The 15964-nt window shown below is 46.6% G+C and carries 15 protein-coding genes; 14 read left to right on the top strand and 1 reads right to left on the bottom strand.

The annotated features are described in order from the left end of the window. Window positions 1-31 precede the first annotated feature (31 nt). The 14 genes from nuoG to ICN14_RS03530 all read left to right on the top strand — a co-directional run bounded on the left by nuoG (window position 32) and on the right by ICN14_RS03530 (window position 14237). On the top strand, window positions 32-2347 hold the full coding sequence (gene nuoG, locus ICN14_RS03595; RefSeq protein WP_216224825.1) for an NADH-quinone oxidoreductase subunit NuoG: 2316 nt from the start codon (window positions 32-34) through the stop codon (window positions 2345-2347). An 8-nt stretch (window positions 2348-2355) separates the two neighbouring features. After that, on the top strand, window positions 2356-3429 hold the full coding sequence (gene nuoH / locus ICN14_RS03590; protein ID WP_216224823.1) for an NADH-quinone oxidoreductase subunit NuoH: 1074 nt from the start codon (window positions 2356-2358) through the stop codon (window positions 3427-3429). A gap of 11 nt (window positions 3430-3440) precedes the next feature. Then, entirely contained in the window at window positions 3441-3932 is a 492-nt protein-coding gene (gene nuoI / locus ICN14_RS03585; protein WP_216224821.1) for an NADH-quinone oxidoreductase subunit NuoI, read from the top strand. A 21-nt stretch (window positions 3933-3953) separates the two neighbouring features. Continuing rightward, the gene (locus ICN14_RS03580) at window positions 3954-4601 is read left to right on the top strand and encodes an NADH-quinone oxidoreductase subunit J (protein WP_216181908.1); all 648 of its coding nucleotides are present in this window, start codon (window positions 3954-3956) and stop codon (window positions 4599-4601) included. Next, window positions 4598-4906, top strand: a complete 309-nt coding sequence (gene nuoK / locus ICN14_RS03575) for an NADH-quinone oxidoreductase subunit NuoK (RefSeq protein WP_216224818.1) — start codon at window positions 4598-4600, stop codon at window positions 4904-4906. Before ICN14_RS03580 ends, nuoK begins: the two co-directional genes overlap by 4 nt. A 2-nt stretch (window positions 4907-4908) precedes the next feature. Further along, complete coding sequence (gene nuoL, locus ICN14_RS03570; protein ID WP_216224817.1) at window positions 4909-6969, top strand: NADH-quinone oxidoreductase subunit L; 2061 nt, start codon at window positions 4909-4911, stop codon at window positions 6967-6969. A 24-nt stretch (window positions 6970-6993) separates the two neighbouring features. Next, the gene (locus tag ICN14_RS03565) at window positions 6994-8460 is read left to right on the top strand and encodes an NADH-quinone oxidoreductase subunit M (RefSeq protein ID WP_216224814.1); all 1467 of its coding nucleotides are present in this window, start codon (window positions 6994-6996) and stop codon (window positions 8458-8460) included. A gap of 10 nt (window positions 8461-8470) precedes the next feature. Next, window positions 8471-9976 carry an NADH-quinone oxidoreductase subunit NuoN gene (gene nuoN / locus ICN14_RS03560; RefSeq protein WP_216224812.1) on the top strand — a complete coding sequence of 502 codons (1506 nt, stop codon included), beginning with the start codon at window positions 8471-8473 and terminating at the stop codon, window positions 9974-9976. Window positions 9977-10080: 104 nt separating this feature from the next. Then, entirely contained in the window at window positions 10081-10683 is a 603-nt protein-coding gene (locus tag ICN14_RS03555; RefSeq protein WP_216224811.1) for an NUDIX domain-containing protein, read from the top strand. Between the two features lie 61 nt (window positions 10684-10744). Then, window positions 10745-11272, top strand: a complete 528-nt coding sequence (locus ICN14_RS03550; protein WP_216224810.1) for a DUF1178 family protein — start codon at window positions 10745-10747, stop codon at window positions 11270-11272. 82 nt (window positions 11273-11354) lie between these two features. Continuing rightward, window positions 11355-12107 carry a transporter substrate-binding domain-containing protein gene (locus ICN14_RS03545; protein WP_216224809.1) on the top strand — a complete coding sequence of 251 codons (753 nt, stop codon included), beginning with the start codon at window positions 11355-11357 and terminating at the stop codon, window positions 12105-12107. A gap of 45 nt (window positions 12108-12152) precedes the next feature. Further along, window positions 12153-12806, top strand: a complete 654-nt coding sequence (locus ICN14_RS03540; protein WP_216224808.1) for an amino acid ABC transporter permease — start codon at window positions 12153-12155, stop codon at window positions 12804-12806. A 34-nt stretch (window positions 12807-12840) separates the two neighbouring features. Further along, a complete protein-coding gene (locus ICN14_RS03535) occupies window positions 12841-13572 on the top strand; it encodes an amino acid ABC transporter ATP-binding protein (RefSeq protein ID WP_216224807.1) in 732 nt (243 codons plus the stop codon). Window positions 13573-13613: 41 nt separating this feature from the next. Next, window positions 13614-14237, top strand: coding sequence for an amino acid ABC transporter permease (locus ICN14_RS03530; RefSeq protein ID WP_216224805.1), 624 nt, complete (start codon window positions 13614-13616; stop codon window positions 14235-14237). Window positions 14238-14312: 75 nt separating this feature from the next. Here ICN14_RS03530 and ICN14_RS03525 read toward each other — a convergent pair whose 3' ends face one another. After that, entirely contained in the window at window positions 14313-15833 is a 1521-nt protein-coding gene (locus ICN14_RS03525; RefSeq protein WP_216224804.1) for a CoA-acylating methylmalonate-semialdehyde dehydrogenase, read from the bottom strand. Window positions 15834-15964: the final 131 nt, after the last annotated feature.

Below are 15964 nucleotides of genomic sequence, written 5' to 3'. Positions count from 1 at the left end.
GACATTGAGCACGGGACATCTTAAAGTGAGCATGGTTGAAATCGAATTAGATGGTAAGGCTGTAGAAGTTCCGCAAGGTTCGATGGTGATGCATGCCGCGAACAAGATCGGTACTTATATCCCTCACTTCTGCTATCACAAGAAATTATCTATCGCTGCTAACTGCCGTATGTGTTTGGTGGAAGTAGAGAAGGCTCCAAAACCTTTACCAGCTTGCGCAACTCCAGTGACTCAAGGCATGAAGGTATTTACGCATTCTGCTAAAGCAGTTGAGGCTCAGCGTTCTGTTATGGAGTTCCTGCTGATTAACCATCCTTTAGATTGCCCAATTTGCGATCAAGGTGGTGAGTGCCAGTTACAAGATTTAGCAGTTGGTTACGGTAAATCGAATTCACGCTACGAAGAAGAGAAGCGTGTTGTATTTCATAAGAATGTAGGTCCACTCATCTCCATGCAAGAGATGACACGTTGTATTCACTGCACCCGTTGCGTACGCTTTGGTCAAGAAGTGGCCGGCGTCATGGAATTGGGTATGGTCAACCGTGGCGAGCATTCTGAAATCACTACTTTTGCAGGTCAAACCATTGATTCAGAGTTATCTGGAAATATGATTGATATTTGTCCTGTTGGCGCTTTAACAAGCAAGCCATTCCGTTACGCAGCGCGTACTTGGGAATTGGGTCGCAAGCGCTCAGTAAGTCCGCACGACAGTCTTGGTGCGAACACTACTATTCAAACCAAAGCTAACAAAGTCATGCGTGTTGTTGCTTTAGAAAATGATGCTGTCAATGAGTGCTGGATTAGTGACCGTGATCGCTTTGCCTACGAAGGCTTGAATAGTGCTGATCGCATAACTACACCAATGGTGAAGCAGGGCGGTCAGTGGTTGGAGACAGATTGGCAGTCCGCAATGGATTATGTTGCGCATTCACTTAAAACTATTTCCTCCGAGAGTGGACCGCAGGCTGTTGGTGCCTTAGCGCATCCAATCTCTAGTACTGAAGAGTTGTATCTCCTCCAGAAGATGATTCGTGGTTTGGGCTCTAAGCAGGTTGAGACTCGTTTGCGTCAAACTGACGTGAAGGGTGCTGCCTCTGCCCCATGGTTGGGTATGCCGATTAGCAAATTAAGTGAGTTGGATCGTGTTTTGGTAATCGGTAGCTTCTTGCGTAAAGAGCAGCCATTGATTGCTGCGCGTCTACGTACTGCAGCTAAGCGTGGCTTACAGGTTTCACGTATTGATGCGGGCGGCGACGATTGGTTAATTCCTAATACTGGTATTGCTGCTACTCCAAGCGCATGGCTCAATACTTTGAGTGAAGTTGCATTGGCTATAGCCAAAGCGAAATCTGCTACTGCTCCTACCGGCACGCCTAACTTACCAATTTCCGCTACTGCGCAAAAGATTGCGGATAACTTGCTTTCCGGTACATCTGCTTCAGTATTGTTGGGCTCTGCCGCAATCGCACATCCACAAGCATCTGATTTGCATGTTTTAGCGCAATTTATTGCCGAGCAAACTGGTGCAACTTTAGGTTTCTTGCCTGTTGGCGGTAACGCTGTTGGTGCTAGCTTGGTGAATGCCAACGGTGCTGGTGTTGAATCCGTGTTGTCCGGTGATCGCCGCGCTGTGATCTTGATGAATATCGAGCCAGATGCCGACTTGCCAAACCCTGCGCAAGCTCGTGCTGCTTTGGCTAAGGCTAATACAGTGATTGCCTTAAGTGCTTATAAGAGCGCTGATCTCCTTGAGGTGGCCGATGTGATTCTGCCGATCTCTACATTCACAGAGACAGTGTCTACTTTTGTTAATTCAGAAGGCCGTGCGCAAACGATTCAGCCAGCTGTAAAACCTTTGGGCGATTCACGTCCAGCATGGAAAGTTCTCCGTGTTCTAGGTGGTTTATTGAATTTAGATGGTTTCCTCTACAACATGCCTGAAGAAGTATTGGGTGAAGCGTTGGGTGAAAACTACTGCACTAAGTTGTCAAATCAATCTACAGCTTCTGGCTTAACTAATGGCAACGCAGCTTCATCAGCAGGCTTAGAGCGCTTATCTGACGTTGGCATTTATGCCGGCGATCAAATCGTACGCCGTTCATCTGCCTTGCAGTTAACGCGTGATGCTAAGCGTGGCAATCAAGTTGGATTAGGTCAGGCACTCTTTAATGAGTTGGGCCTGAAAGAGGGCGATGCTGTGCGAGTGACCCAAGGTGGTCAGTCCGTAGATTTGCCTGTCACATTAGAGGCGAACTTAGCTCAGGGTGCTGTCAGAATTTCTGCGGGCACTATGGCTAGCGCTAAATTGGGATCGATGTTTGGTCCTGTAACAGTTAGCAAGGCATAAGGGACGAGATGGATAATTTCTTGAACCTCGTTACCACCCAGGGTGAGGCCATCTTTGGCTCACTATGGCCGCTTGTTTGGGCTTTGGTGCGTATTGTGATCATCGTGTTGCCGATGTTTGGCGCCGTTGCTTATATGACGCTTTGGGAGCGTAAGTTAATCGGCTGGATGCATATCCGTCTTGGACCTAACCGCGTTGGCCCTTTAGGTTTGCTGCAGCCAATCGCTGATGCCTTGAAGCTCTTGATGAAGGAGATCATCTCCCCAACTCAAGCAAGCAAAGTACTGTATTTCATTGCACCGGTGATGGTGATCATGCCGGCATTTGCTGCTTGGGCTGTGATTCCTTTCCAGGCCAAAATGGTTTTGGCTGACGTCAATGCTGGATTGCTATATGTAATGGCAATTTCATCTATTGGTGTTTATGGCGTGATCTTGGCGGGTTGGTCATCTAACTCCAAGTACCCATTCCTTGGTGCTATGCGCGCTTCAGCCCAAATGATTTCTTATGAGATCGCTATGGGCTTTGCCTTAGTTACTGTGTTGTTGACTTCTGGCTCTTTGAACTTGAGCACGATCGTGGCTTCACAAGAGCAGGGCTACTTCGCCAGCATGGGATTGAACTTCCTTTCTTGGAATTGGTTGCCATTGCTCCCAATGTTCGTGATTTACTTCATCTCTGGCGTTGCTGAAACTAACCGCCACCCATTTGACGTGGTGGAGGGTGAGTCTGAGATTGTTGCGGGTCACATGGTTGAGTACTCCGGTATGGCCTTTGCGATGTTCTTCTTGGCTGAATACGCCAACATGATCTTGATCGCTGCACTAGCATCTACTATGTTCTTAGGCGGCTGGTTGCCTATCGTTGATTTGCCAATCCTTCGTGATATCCCAGGCTTTTTCTGGTTGTTTGCTAAAACCTTCTTCCTCTTGTCTTGCGTTATCTGGTTGCGTGCGACATTGCCACGTTATCGCTACGACCAAATCATGCGCTTGGGTTGGAAGATCTTTATTCCCATCTCCGTATTCTGGGTAGTTGTCGTTGGCGCATGGGTTGTATCCCCATTGAATATTTGGAAATAAGTTGATTAATCATGTTTAAGAAAATTTCCCAATTCCTCGATAGCTTGATGCTCAGAGATATTTTGGTCGGTATGTCGATTACCGGTCGTTATCTCTTCAAACCAAAAATTACTGTTCAATACCCTGAAGAGAAGACTCCTCAGTCTGTCCGCTTCCGTGGTTTACATGCTTTGCGCCGTTATGAAAACGGGGAAGAGCGTTGTATTGGTTGCAAATTATGCGAGGCAGTTTGTCCTGCTTACGCAATTACGATTGAAACCGCTGAGCGTGATGACGGTACACGTCGCACCAGCCGCTACGACATTGATTTAACAAAGTGCATTTTCTGTGGCTTCTGCGAAGAGGCTTGCCCAGTTGACGCGATTGTTGAAACCAATATTTTTGAGTATTTCGGTGATAAGCGCGGCGATTTGTATTTCACTAAAGAAATGCTTTTGGCAGTTGGCGATAAGTATGAAAAAGATATTGCCGCTAACCGCGCAGCTGATGCGCCTTACCGTTAATCGAATAAAGCACAAAGACATATGACATTCGATACCTCTACATTATTTGCAGCTTTCTTTTACGCCTTTGCTGGCCTTTTAGTACTCTCAGCTTTGCGCGTGATTACTGCTCGTAACCCAGTGCACGCCGCACTGTTTTTGGTTTTGGCTTTCTTCTGCGCTTCCGGCCTTTGGATGCTGTTGAAGGCGGAGTTCTTGAGTTTGGCCTTGATCCTCGTTTATGTTGGCGCTGTGATGGTGCTCTTCTTATTCGTAGTGATGATGCTTGATCTTGATCTTGAGCACTTACGTCGTGATTTCAAGAAATTCTTACCTGTAGCGTTCTTAATGGGTGCGGTCATCGTATTGGAGTTGTCCATCGTCCTAATTCGCAGCTTTATTGGTACCAATGCGCCAGTACAGCCGATGCTCGAAGAGATGGCTACAAGCAATACCCAGGCTTTAGGTATGTTGATCTTCGTTGACTATGTGTATGCCTTCGAAGTTGCCGGTGTCATTCTCTTGGTTGCGATTATTGCTGCCGTTGCTTTAACTCTTCGTAATCGTAAAGATTCGAAGTCCCAGAATATTCACGAGCAAGTGAACGTAAATTCTGCGGATCGCATGCGTATCGTGAAGATGGGTTCAGATATGGCCGCAAAGCAAGATACACGCGGAGAGAAGAAATGACTATTACTCTGGCTCACTACTTAGTGCTTGGCGCAATCTTGTTTGCGACTAGCGTGATCGGCATCTTCTTGAATCGTAAGAACATCATCGTGCTCTTAATGGCAATTGAATTGATGCTCCTCTCGGTGAACATAAACTTTGTAGCCTTCTCTCATTATTTGGGTGATATGGCTGGTCAAGTATTCGTATTCTTTATTTTGACTGTGGCTGCTGCTGAGGCAGCAATCGGTCTGGCAATTTTGGTTGTTCTCTTCCGTAAGGTAGACACCATCAATGCTGAAGACCTTGACCACCTAAAAGGCTAGTCATGCAATTGACCTTAACTCTTCCTGTTCTCTGCGCAATTCCGCTGGCGCCATTATTTGGCTCAGCGATTGCTGGATTCTTCGGCACCAAATTAGGTGGTAACCGCATCGGCAACGGCGCTTGCCAGTTCGTAACTATCCTTGGTGTGATGATCGCTTTCGTCTTGTCCTGCTTCGTGCTTGTTCAGGTGATGGATGGCTTCTACTTCAATGGTACCGTGTATCGCTGGATGCAATTGGGTGAACTCAATCTGGATATTGGCTTCTTAATTGACCCGCTGACAGCCACCATGATGTGTGTGGTGACCTTTGTATCTTTGATGGTCCATATCTACACGATCGGTTACATGCAGGGCGAAGAGGGTTACAACCGCTTCTTCTCATACATCTCACTCTTTACCTTCGCGATGTTGATGTTGGTAATGAGTAACAACCTCTTGCAACTCTTCTTCGGATGGGAAGCGGTGGGTGTGGTTTCTTATTTACTGATTGGCTTCTACTTTGAGCGTCAATCTGCTGTATTCGCCAATATGAAAGCCTTCTTAGTTAACCGTGTTGGTGACTTTGGCTTCATTCTTGGCATTGGCTTGCTTTTAGCCAGCACTGGCTCCATGAACTACGACGTGATCTTTGCCCAGAACACAGCACTTGCTGCGCAAACATTGCCTGGTACGAGTTGGAATCTGGTGACGGTTGCTTGTATCTGTTTATTCATTGGTGCGATGGGTAAATCAGCCCAATTCCCATTGCATGTTTGGTTGCCTGATTCAATGGAAGGCCCAACCCCAATTTCTGCATTGATTCATGCTGCAACGATGGTGACTGCCGGTATCTTCATGGTGTCACGTATGTCACCATTGTTTGAGTTGTCTGATGCAGCATTAAGCTTCATCTTGGTGATTGGTTCGATCACTGCGCTCTTCATGGGTTTCTTGGGCATTGTCCAAACCGATATCAAGCGGGTGGTTGCTTACTCAACACTGTCTCAGCTGGGTTACATGACTGTCGCCTTGGGTGTATCCGCTTATCCAGTAGCTATCTTCCATTTGATGACACACGCATTCTTCAAGGCGCTATTATTCCTCGCCGCAGGTAGCGTGATTTTGGGTATGCATCACGAGCAAGATATGCGCAAGATGGGTGGTCTCTGGAAATACATGCCTATTACTTGCCTCATGATGTTGCTAGGTAATTTAGCCCTGATCGGAACACCTTTCTTCTCAGGCTTCTATTCAAAAGACTCCATCATCGAAGCGGTAGCTGCTAGCCATATTCCTGGCTCAGGCTTTGCTTACTTTGCAGTAATGGCTAGCGTCTTTGTAACGGCTTTGTATTCTTTCCGTCTGTACTTCTATGTATTCCACGGTAAAGCACGCTGGGGTCATGATGATGCTCATGCGCACGATCACCACCATGATCATGCGGAGCAGGGCGACGATCATGCACATCATGGTTTAGCTCCCGGTCAAAAACCACATGAGTCACCATTTGTTGTGACTTTGCCATTGATCTTGTTGGCTATTCCTTCCGTCATCATCGGTTACTACACAATTACGCCTTTGTTGTTTGGCACTTATTTTGGCGATTCGATCTTTGTGGATATTGGCAAGCACCCAGCTATGAAGGAACTTGCTGAAGAGTTCCATGGCCCGATTGCCATGGCAATGCACTCATTGACGTCCCCAGTATTGCTATTAGTTGTGCTGGGCGTATTGACTGCTGCGATTGGTTACCTCTGGGCACCGAAGTTGCCGGGTGTTGTTGCGCAAGCATTCGCACCAATCAAGAAGCTATTGGATAACAAATACTATCTCGACGATTTAAACCAAGCAGTTTTCGCTAAGGGCTTGCTGTGGATCGGTGGTGTCTTATGGCATCGCGGCGATCAGCAGGTTATCGACGGTTTCTTGGTGAACGGTAGTGCGCATGCAGTAGGGCGCTTCTCCGGTGTTATTCGCCATTTGCAATCCGGCTATCTCTATCACTATGCCTTCGCAATGATTGCGGGCTTGGCGGTATTGTTGGCTTGGGTTTTGTACGCTTACCTGCCTTTTGTTCGCTAGGCCTTTGTTACTTAAGTAGCCATCATGATTCTTTCTTACGCCATCTGGATCCCGATTTTCTTCGGCATCATTATTTTGTTCTACGGTTCGGAGAAGCCGACTGCCGGTGTTCGTTGGTTGGCCCTCGTTGGCTCCGTTCTTGGCTTCATTGCAACTCTGCCACTGGTGATTCACTTTGATATTGCTAACCCAGGTATGCAGTTTGTTGAAAAACTCAGCTGGATTCCACGCTACGACATTAACTACCACTTAGGAATCGACGGTATTTCTGTATGGTTCATCGTATTGACCGCATTCGTTAATATTATTGTGGTGATTGCAGCATGGGAAGTGATTGATAAAAAGGTTTCGCAGTACATGGCTTCCTTCTTAATCCTTTCTGGATTAATGATTGGTGTATTCGCTGCTCTAGATGCATTGCTGTTCTATGTCTTCTTCGAAGCAACCTTAATTCCGATGTACATCATCATCGGTGTGTGGGGCGGTCATAACCGCATCTACGCAGCATTTAAGTTTTTCTTGTACACCTTGCTTGGCTCATTACTCACTTTGATCGCCATGCTGTATCTGTACAACGTAACGAATACCTTTGATATCTTGGCTTGGCACAATGCACGCCTCGATATCGTTGAGCAAATCCTCCTCTTCTTTGCTTTCTTCATGGCCTTTGCTGTGAAGGTGCCAATGTGGCCTTTGCATACTTGGTTGCCAGATGTTCACGTTGAAGCGCCAACCGGCGGCTCAGTTGTGTTGGCTGCAATCATGTTGAAGTTAGGTGCTTATGGCTTCTTACGCTTCTCATTACCAATCGCCCCAGATGCAAGTCAGTATCTAGGCCCATTTGTAATCTTCTTATCTTTGGTGGCTGTTATCTATGTCGGTGCGGTAGCCTTGGTTCAGAAAGACATGAAGAAGTTGGTTGCTTACTCTTCAGTGGCGCACATGGGCTTTGTAACTCTTGGCTTCTTCCTCTTTAGCCCTCTGGGTATTGAGGGCGGTATTGTGCAGATGATTTCTCACGGCTTTGTAGCCGGTGCGATGTTCCTTTCTATTGGTGTGTTGTATGACCGCATGCATACCCGTCAAATCGCTGATTACGGTGGCGTTGTCCATCGTATGCCTGCGTTCACGGCATTTGCAGTCTTGATGGCAATGGCTAACTGCGGTTTACCTGCTACCTCTGGTTTCGTTGGTGAGTTCATGGTGATCCTCGCTGCAGTTGATTACGACTTCGTGATCGGCATCTTGGCAGCTACTGCATTAATCCTTGGTGCCGCTTACTCCCTGTGGATGGTGAAGCGTGTGTTCTTTGGTGCGGTTACTAACAAGCATGTTGAGGAATTAAAAGATCTCAATGCGCGTGAGTATTTCATGATGGCAGTGTTGTCCATCTGTGTGATCGGTATGGGTGTTTATCCAAAGCCTTTTACTGACATCATTCATCCAGCCGTGATTAATCTGCTACAGCACGTTGCTGTTAGCAAACTCTGAGTAAAAGCTAATGCAAGCATTTGACCTATACGCCGTCCTGCCGGAACTCGTTTTACTCCTAGCCGCCTGCCTCTTATTGGTAGCAAGCGTTTATGTTCCCGAGCATCAGCCAGCGACCCCTGGTGTCGAGCAAGATATTTTCCATACACCGCGTGGTGTTGGTTTTGTTTACTTTTTCTCCATCATTTTGCTGGTCTACTTGATCTTTGCATTTGTCGGGCGCATCGGAGATGTTTCTGTTGTTGCCATGAATGGCTTATTTCAGTCAGATCCTATTTCAAACCTATTGAAGGCGTGTTCATGCGGCGCTGTATTGGTGAGCTTGGTGTATTCAAAGCAATACCTCACAGATCGCGCATTGTTCCGTCCAGACTTTATTGTCTTGGCTTTGTTGGCCTTGCTAGGGCAGTGTGTGTTGATCTCTGGTGCCAACCTGTTGACTTTGTATTTGGGTCTGGAGTTGATGGCCTTGCCTACCTATGCTTTGGTAGCAATGCGCCATAGCAATGAGAAGAGTGTTGAAGCGGGTATTAAATACTTCATTCTGGGCGCATTAGCATCTGGTTTCCTGCTTTACGGCATGTCCATGTTGTACGGCGTCACTGGCTCCCTCGATCTAATCGAAATTTTCAGAACAGTTGCCGATCCTCGTGTAAATCATTTGGTAATGGCTTTTGGTTTGGTATTCATTGTTTCTGGCTTAGCCTTCAAATTGGGTGTTGTGCCATTCCACATGTGGGTACCTGACGTTTATCAAGGTGCGCCAACTGCAGTAACTCTGATGATTGCTGCGGCCCCGAAGATTGCAGCCTTTGCCTTGCTCTTCCGCTTGCTTGTTAATACTCTATTGCCACTCTTGGGTGACTGGCAGCCGATGTTGGTCTTGTTAGCCGTCTTGTCATTGGTTGTTGGTAACGTCACTGCGATTGCGCAAACGAATATGAAGCGTATGTTGGCTTACTCTGCGATTGCGCAGATGGGCTTTGTGTTGTTAGGCATGCTGTCTATATTTGATGATCATGCTTTTAGCGCTTCGATGTTCTATGCCATCACTTATGTATTGACTACCTTGGGAAGCTTCGGTCTCTTGATGATGTTGTCACGCAAAGGTCATGACTGCGAAACCATCGATGATCTCAAGGGTTTAAATAAGCGCCACCCATGGTTTGCCTTTATTGGCTTGGTAATGATGTTCTCTTTGGCCGGTATTCCACCAACAGTAGGTTTTGCTGCGAAGTTAGGTGTACTCGAAGCCTTAGTCGATGGCGAGCATACATTCTTGGCCATCATTGCTGTGATCGCTTCATTGATTGGTGCTTTCTACTACCTCAGAGTAGTTAAGGTGATGTACTTTGATGAGCCTAAAGAAGAGCATGCTTCCGAGATCACTGGCTCAGGATTTGCTCGTGGATTATTGAGCTTGAATGCGATATTCGTTTTGGCTTTGGGGATTTTCCCGGCCGGGCTGATGGCGGTGTGCCTTGATGCAATGCGCCGCACTTTATTGGGCTCATAAGTAAGCATCTCTACTGACTTTTGATGAAGGCTCCTAATGGGAGCCTTTCTCTTTTCTGTCATCTGAGTTTTGTATGATGGATATTCAATTAATGAAAGAGCGCTATGACTGAAAAATCATTCAAAGACCTACCCATTGGTGATGCCCATTTAAGAGAGGAGCGTCTCTCAGGTGAGGATATCTACGGCGGAATCTTTCTGAATATGAAGCGCGATCAAGTCAGCTTGCCTGATGGCAATCAAGCGGTGCGTGAATACCTCACTCATCCTGGCGCAGTTGCCATTTTGGCGATCTTGGATGATGGCAGGGTGCTGATGGAGCGTCAGTATCGATACCCTGTTGCAAAGGCTTGCCTGGAGATTCCTGCAGGGAAGTTGGATCCCAAAGAGGATCATCTAGTATGCGCTCAGCGAGAATTGGAAGAGGAAACAGGTTACTCCGCAAGTAAGTGGAGTTTTATCCGTCGTATCCATCCAGTAATTTCGTATTCGACGGAGTTTATTGATATCTATCTTGCTGAAGGCCTGGTCTCTGGCAAAAGCCACTTAGATGATGAAGAGTTTTTGGATGTATTCGCCGCTCCTTTGGATCAATTACTAGAGTGGGTAGAGCAGGGCGAAATTACGGATGTCAAAACAACAATTGCAGCCTATTGGTTGGACCGCTATCGCCGCGGCTTAGTGAGTCCTAAGCCCATTCCAGGCTAATTCCGTAATCCTATTAAAATAGGGCTATTGAATTTGGTATTTTTGCCCCTATATAGGTCTTATGAAAGTTTATAACCTCGCTTGCCCACTGGATCATCGCTTTGAGGGATGGTTCGCCTCTGAGGAGGATTGCCTTGCCCAGCAAGACAAGGGGATGCTGGCGTGCCCTATTTGCGACAGTATTGAGATTACGCGGATGCCATCGGCTCCACATATTGCTAAATCGAGCTCCAGCAAAGATATTCCAACTTCAACTGAGTTGACTGTTGCTAGCCCTGCGTTAACGGATAATTCTGGCGTGAGTGGTGGGCTGACTGGCGATGTTGTTGCCTTGACTGGAAGCGATCATTCTCAATTGGAGGCGCAGGTACAGGCGGCCTTTTTAAAGGGTATGCGTGAGTTGATGGGGCGCTCTGAGGATGTTGGAACTTCTTTTGCTGAAGAGGCTCGCAAAATTCACTATAAGGAATCTCCTGAGCGGAGTATTCGTGGCCAAACTACATTGGATGAGGCTGAAGCTTTGCGTGAAGAGGGGATTGAAGTCATGGCAATGCCCATGATGCCCGCCTTTAAAAACACGCTGCAGTAGCCAGCTTTCCTCTAATTCCCCTATACTTGGTGTGCACCCAGAGCCTGGGTATGACTAAGTTATTAGGATAGGAGAAATACCCATGAAACGCTTTTTTCTGGCATTGTTTGCCGCTGTTCTGGCACTCACCATTGTGGCTTGCTCCAAGTCCTCTGATACCAAAGAAATTAAGGTTGCCGTATCACCCGCATCTCCTCCAATGTTGTTTGATGACAAAGGTCAGATCGTAGGTGCTGATATGGATATCTTTCAGGGCTACTGCCAATCTCGTGGCTGCACTTTTAAAGTAACGCCGTATGACTGGGCTGGCATGTTGGGCGCTGTATCTAGTGGTCAGGCTGACGTTGCCTTCTCAGGAATCTCAATTACCGATAAGCGTAAAGAGGTAATGGATTTTTCACAGCCGTACTATGACAATGCTTGGCATTTAGTGAGCATGAAGAATAAAAATATTCAGATTACCGATTTGAATCAACTCAAGAAATACTCCATTGGCTATCCACGTGGCATGGCTTATGACGATCTCATTAAGAATGAGCTTGAGCCAAAAGGTTATTACTCCTTAAGCAAAGTCAAACTCTATCCTTCTTACGCTGAAGTGATTACCGATCTTCAGAATGGCAATTTAGATTTGGCTTTCATTGAAGAGCCTGTATTTCTGAATTATGAAAATAAACTCAAGCTGCCGATTCAGAGTAGTTATGTCTTCAAGGGCTTTGATAAGCTTGGCTTTGCTTTTGCCAAAGGTTCCAAGCTACGTGATGACTTTGATAAATATCTGAATGAGCTTGGACCAGAAAAAATCAAAGCTATTCTTGATAAGTGGATGAAATAAGCAATCACCACTAAACCTACTGATCTGTAGTCGAAAGCCTGCCCTGTGACTTTTCTGGATATTCTTGCCCAGTTAGCTCAGGGCATTTCTTATACGGTTTTAGTAACGCTGGTTTGCTCACTGACGGGCTTGGTAGTGGGTTTATCTCTAGCCAGCCTGCGTCGCCTCGATATTCCTTGGCTAATCCCGCCAATTGATTTCTACACCTATGTCTTTAGGGGCGTGCCAGTTTTGGTTTTGCTATTCATGGTTTACTTTGGCTTACCAGGAGTTGGTTTCAAGGTTCCGCCACTAATGGCAATGGCACTCAGTTTAGGTCTAGTAGCATCCGCCTATTTGGCCGAGGTATTCCGAGGTGCGTTTAACTCTGTCGATCCAGTGGAAGTAATTGCTGCTCAGGCCATGGGCATGACACGTATACAGGTTCTCCGGTTTATTGAGTTGCCGCAGATGTTGCGATTCTCGATTCCAGGCATGGTCAACGAGTTCACCTCAGTTTTAAAGTATTCGCCATTTGCCTATACGGTCGGAATCCCAGAGATTACTAAGCAGGCCATGACTCTGACCTCAACAACGCTTCGCGGCATAGAGATATACCTCGCAGTGGGTATCTTGTATTTCGTGATTTACCGAATCTGTTTATTCGGCGTTCAACTGCTGACTAAGCGTTATCAAATTCCAGGAATGGCTCCTGCATGATTATCAATATGACATTATCTAAAGAGGCAAGTTCGTGGCATTAATTCAAGTACGGGATTTGGTCAAAGAGTTTGATGGGCAAACTGTCTTGTCGAATATTAATCTTGATTTAAAAGAGGGTGATGTTCGGGTATTGATGGGCGCCTCTGGCTCTGGCAAATCCACTTTATTGCGTTGTCTCAATCGACTAGTCGAGCCCACCTCTGGATCAATTATTTTCAGGGGGCAAGAAGTATTGGGGCCCGGTGTTGATGTGCGTGAGTTACGCAAGCAAATTGGTTTTGTCTTTCAGCAATTCGCTCTTTATAGTCACCTCACAGTATTGGATAACGTCTCATTGGGTCTGCGTAAGTTGCATAAGATGGGTAAGGCTGAGGCTAAAGAGAAGGCCTTACTGGAGTTGTCTCATTTTGAGATGACGCCTCATCAAGATAAATACCCCTCACAACTCTCGGGTGGCCAGAAGCAGCGAGTTGCTATAGCTCGGGCGCTGGCGATGGATCCAGCAGTCCTTGTTCTCGATGAGCCAACCTCTGCACTCGATCCAGTCATGTCTAGGGATGTAGCTGATCTCATTAATCGCTTGCATAGCGAAGGCATCACCATGATTTGCGTTACCCATGATCTCAACTTGGCCCGCAATATTGCGGATACTGTCATGTTCTTAGATCGCGGCGTGATTCGGGCCGATGATCGCATCGATGTGTTGAGCAAGCATTCCGATCCAGAAATTAAAGCCTTTTTTGCGTCCGAGGAAAAGCTCTAATGGGAGGGTGGTCATCCTTTATTCGTGATCTCACGGAGCAGATGCCCTTGATCTTAGCTGGGCTTGTGAAGACTCTGCAATTAGCAGGCTTGATTAGCGTGTCTGGATTGCTGCTAGGAATTGTGGTGTTCTATCTCACGCTGAGTAAAAACAAGTATGTCAGCAGCGCAATTAATGGCTACATCTCCTTCTTTATTGGAATGCCCTTAATCGTTTTATTGTTCTTGATGTATTACGGATTGCCGCAGTGGGGCGTTCGACTCTCACCATTTACGGTTGCCTTCATTGGATTCACATTCAACGTAGCAGCTTATAACGCCGCCTATTTAAAGACTGCCTTTAATGGTTTGGATAAGAGTCAACTGGAGGCAGCTAGCGCTCAAGGTTTCAGCCCGCTCCAGATTTTTAAATTGATTACCTTGCCGCAAGTGATTCGTCTTTCTATTCCTGCACTAACGAATCAAGTTATTGCTAACCTCAAAGATAGTTCAGTTGCTTTCTTGATTCAGTACACCGAATTCTTCGCTCGAGTGCAGGAGCTGGCCGCAACGAATTTCCAATTCTTCAAGGCCTATCTATTGGCCGCTTTAGTCTACTTAGCGCTGGTATCAGTAATTGTGTTATTCGCCAGAGCCATTGAGAGGCGTTACTTTATTCCTGCTTGAGTATTGCTAGTTGAAGCACAAAAAAATAGCGACCCGAAGGCCGCTATTTTTATTTATGAAGCTTAGTAATACTAATTACTTGGAGGTAGGCATTACAAACTCTGCGCCTTTAGCAATACTCTCAGGCCAACGCTGCATCACGCTCTTTTGCTTGGTGTAGAAGCGAACACCTTCTTTGCCGTAGGCGTGCATATCGCCAAAGAGGGATTTCTTCCAGCCACCAAAACCATGCCAAGCCATTGGCACTGGAATAGGTACGTTGATGCCGACCATTCCAACTTGAACGCGGCGAGCAAATTCGCGGGCGATATTGCCGTCGCTAGTAAAGCAGGCTACACCGTTACCAAACTCACAGGAATTCACTAGATCCAATGCCTCAGTAAAGTTCGCCACGCGCAAGCAAGATAAGACTGGTCCAAAGATTTCTTCAAGATAGATCTTCATGTCAGGAGTAACACCATCAAAGAGGGTGCCTCCGATGAAGAAGCCATCTTCATGTCCTGGAACTTTTAATCCGCGGCCATCTACCAATAACTTAGCGCCTGAAGCAACACCGCTCTCAATGTAGCCGGTAATTCGATCTAAAGAGGCTTTCGTAACGATTGGACCCATTTCTGCATCGAGTTCCATGCCGTTCTTCACTACGAGCGTCTTGGTGCGCTCAATCAGCTTTGGCATGATTTTTTCTGCAACGTCACCAACCAATACTGCAACAGAGATCGCCATGCAACGCTCACCAGCAGATCCGTAAGCAGCACCAATCAGCGCATCAATTGTTTTATCGATATCTGCATCAGGCATGACTACCATATGGTTCTTGGCGCCACCTAAGGCTTGGGAGCGCTTACCAAAGTGTGCGCAACGCTCATAGATATAGTTTGCAATTGGAGTGGAGCCCACAAAGCTCACTGCTTTGACATCTGGGTTTTCAATCAAAGCATCAACAGCTTCTTTGTCGCCTTGAACCACGTTAAATACGCCATCAGGCAAGCCCGCTTCTTTTAAAAGCTTGGCCATGAACAGGGATGCTGATGGATCAGTTGGGCTTGGCTTAAGAATGAAGGTGTTGCCACAGGCAATAGCTACTGGGAACATCCACATTGGAACCATGACTGGGAAGTTGAATGGTGTAACGCCAGCCACAACACCTAAAGGCTGACGCATGACCCAGTTATCAATGTCAGTAGATACTTGCTCGGTGTAATCACCTTTGAGAAGTTCAGGGATACCAGTAGCAAATTCCACGATATCGATACCACGGCTCACTTCACCTTGGGCATCGGTAAATACCTTGCCGTGTTCGGCAGTAATGATGGCAGCTAATTCATCTTTATTGGCATTGAGCAGCTCAAGGTACTTAAACATGATGCGCGCACGGCGCAGTGGAGGGGTCAGACTCCAAGTCTGAAAAGCGGTTTGCGCCACAGCAACAGCATCATCAACCTCTTTACGGCTGGCTAAAGCAACCCGTCTTGCAACTGCTCCAGTAGAGGGATTAAATACGTCGGCGAAACGGCCGTCTTTCGGGTTGACGACTTTGCCGCCAACAAAGTGGCCAATATCTGCTTTTGATTCAAAGGCTTGTGGTGCGCTCATAGTATTTTGCTTAAATAATAATTGTCTAGTTTTAGGTTCAATAGACTTGTATTGCGACGGAATCGCACAAGTGTATGGTCTCGTTTATCCTACTCCTTCTATTTTATCGCTTTCATCACTTTTACGCATTT

Source organism: Polynucleobacter sp. MG-27-Goln-C1 (assembly GCF_018881905.1).
Lineage (GTDB): Bacteria > Pseudomonadota > Gammaproteobacteria > Burkholderiales > Burkholderiaceae > Polynucleobacter.
This window is presented reverse-complemented; position numbering and strand designations above follow the sequence as displayed.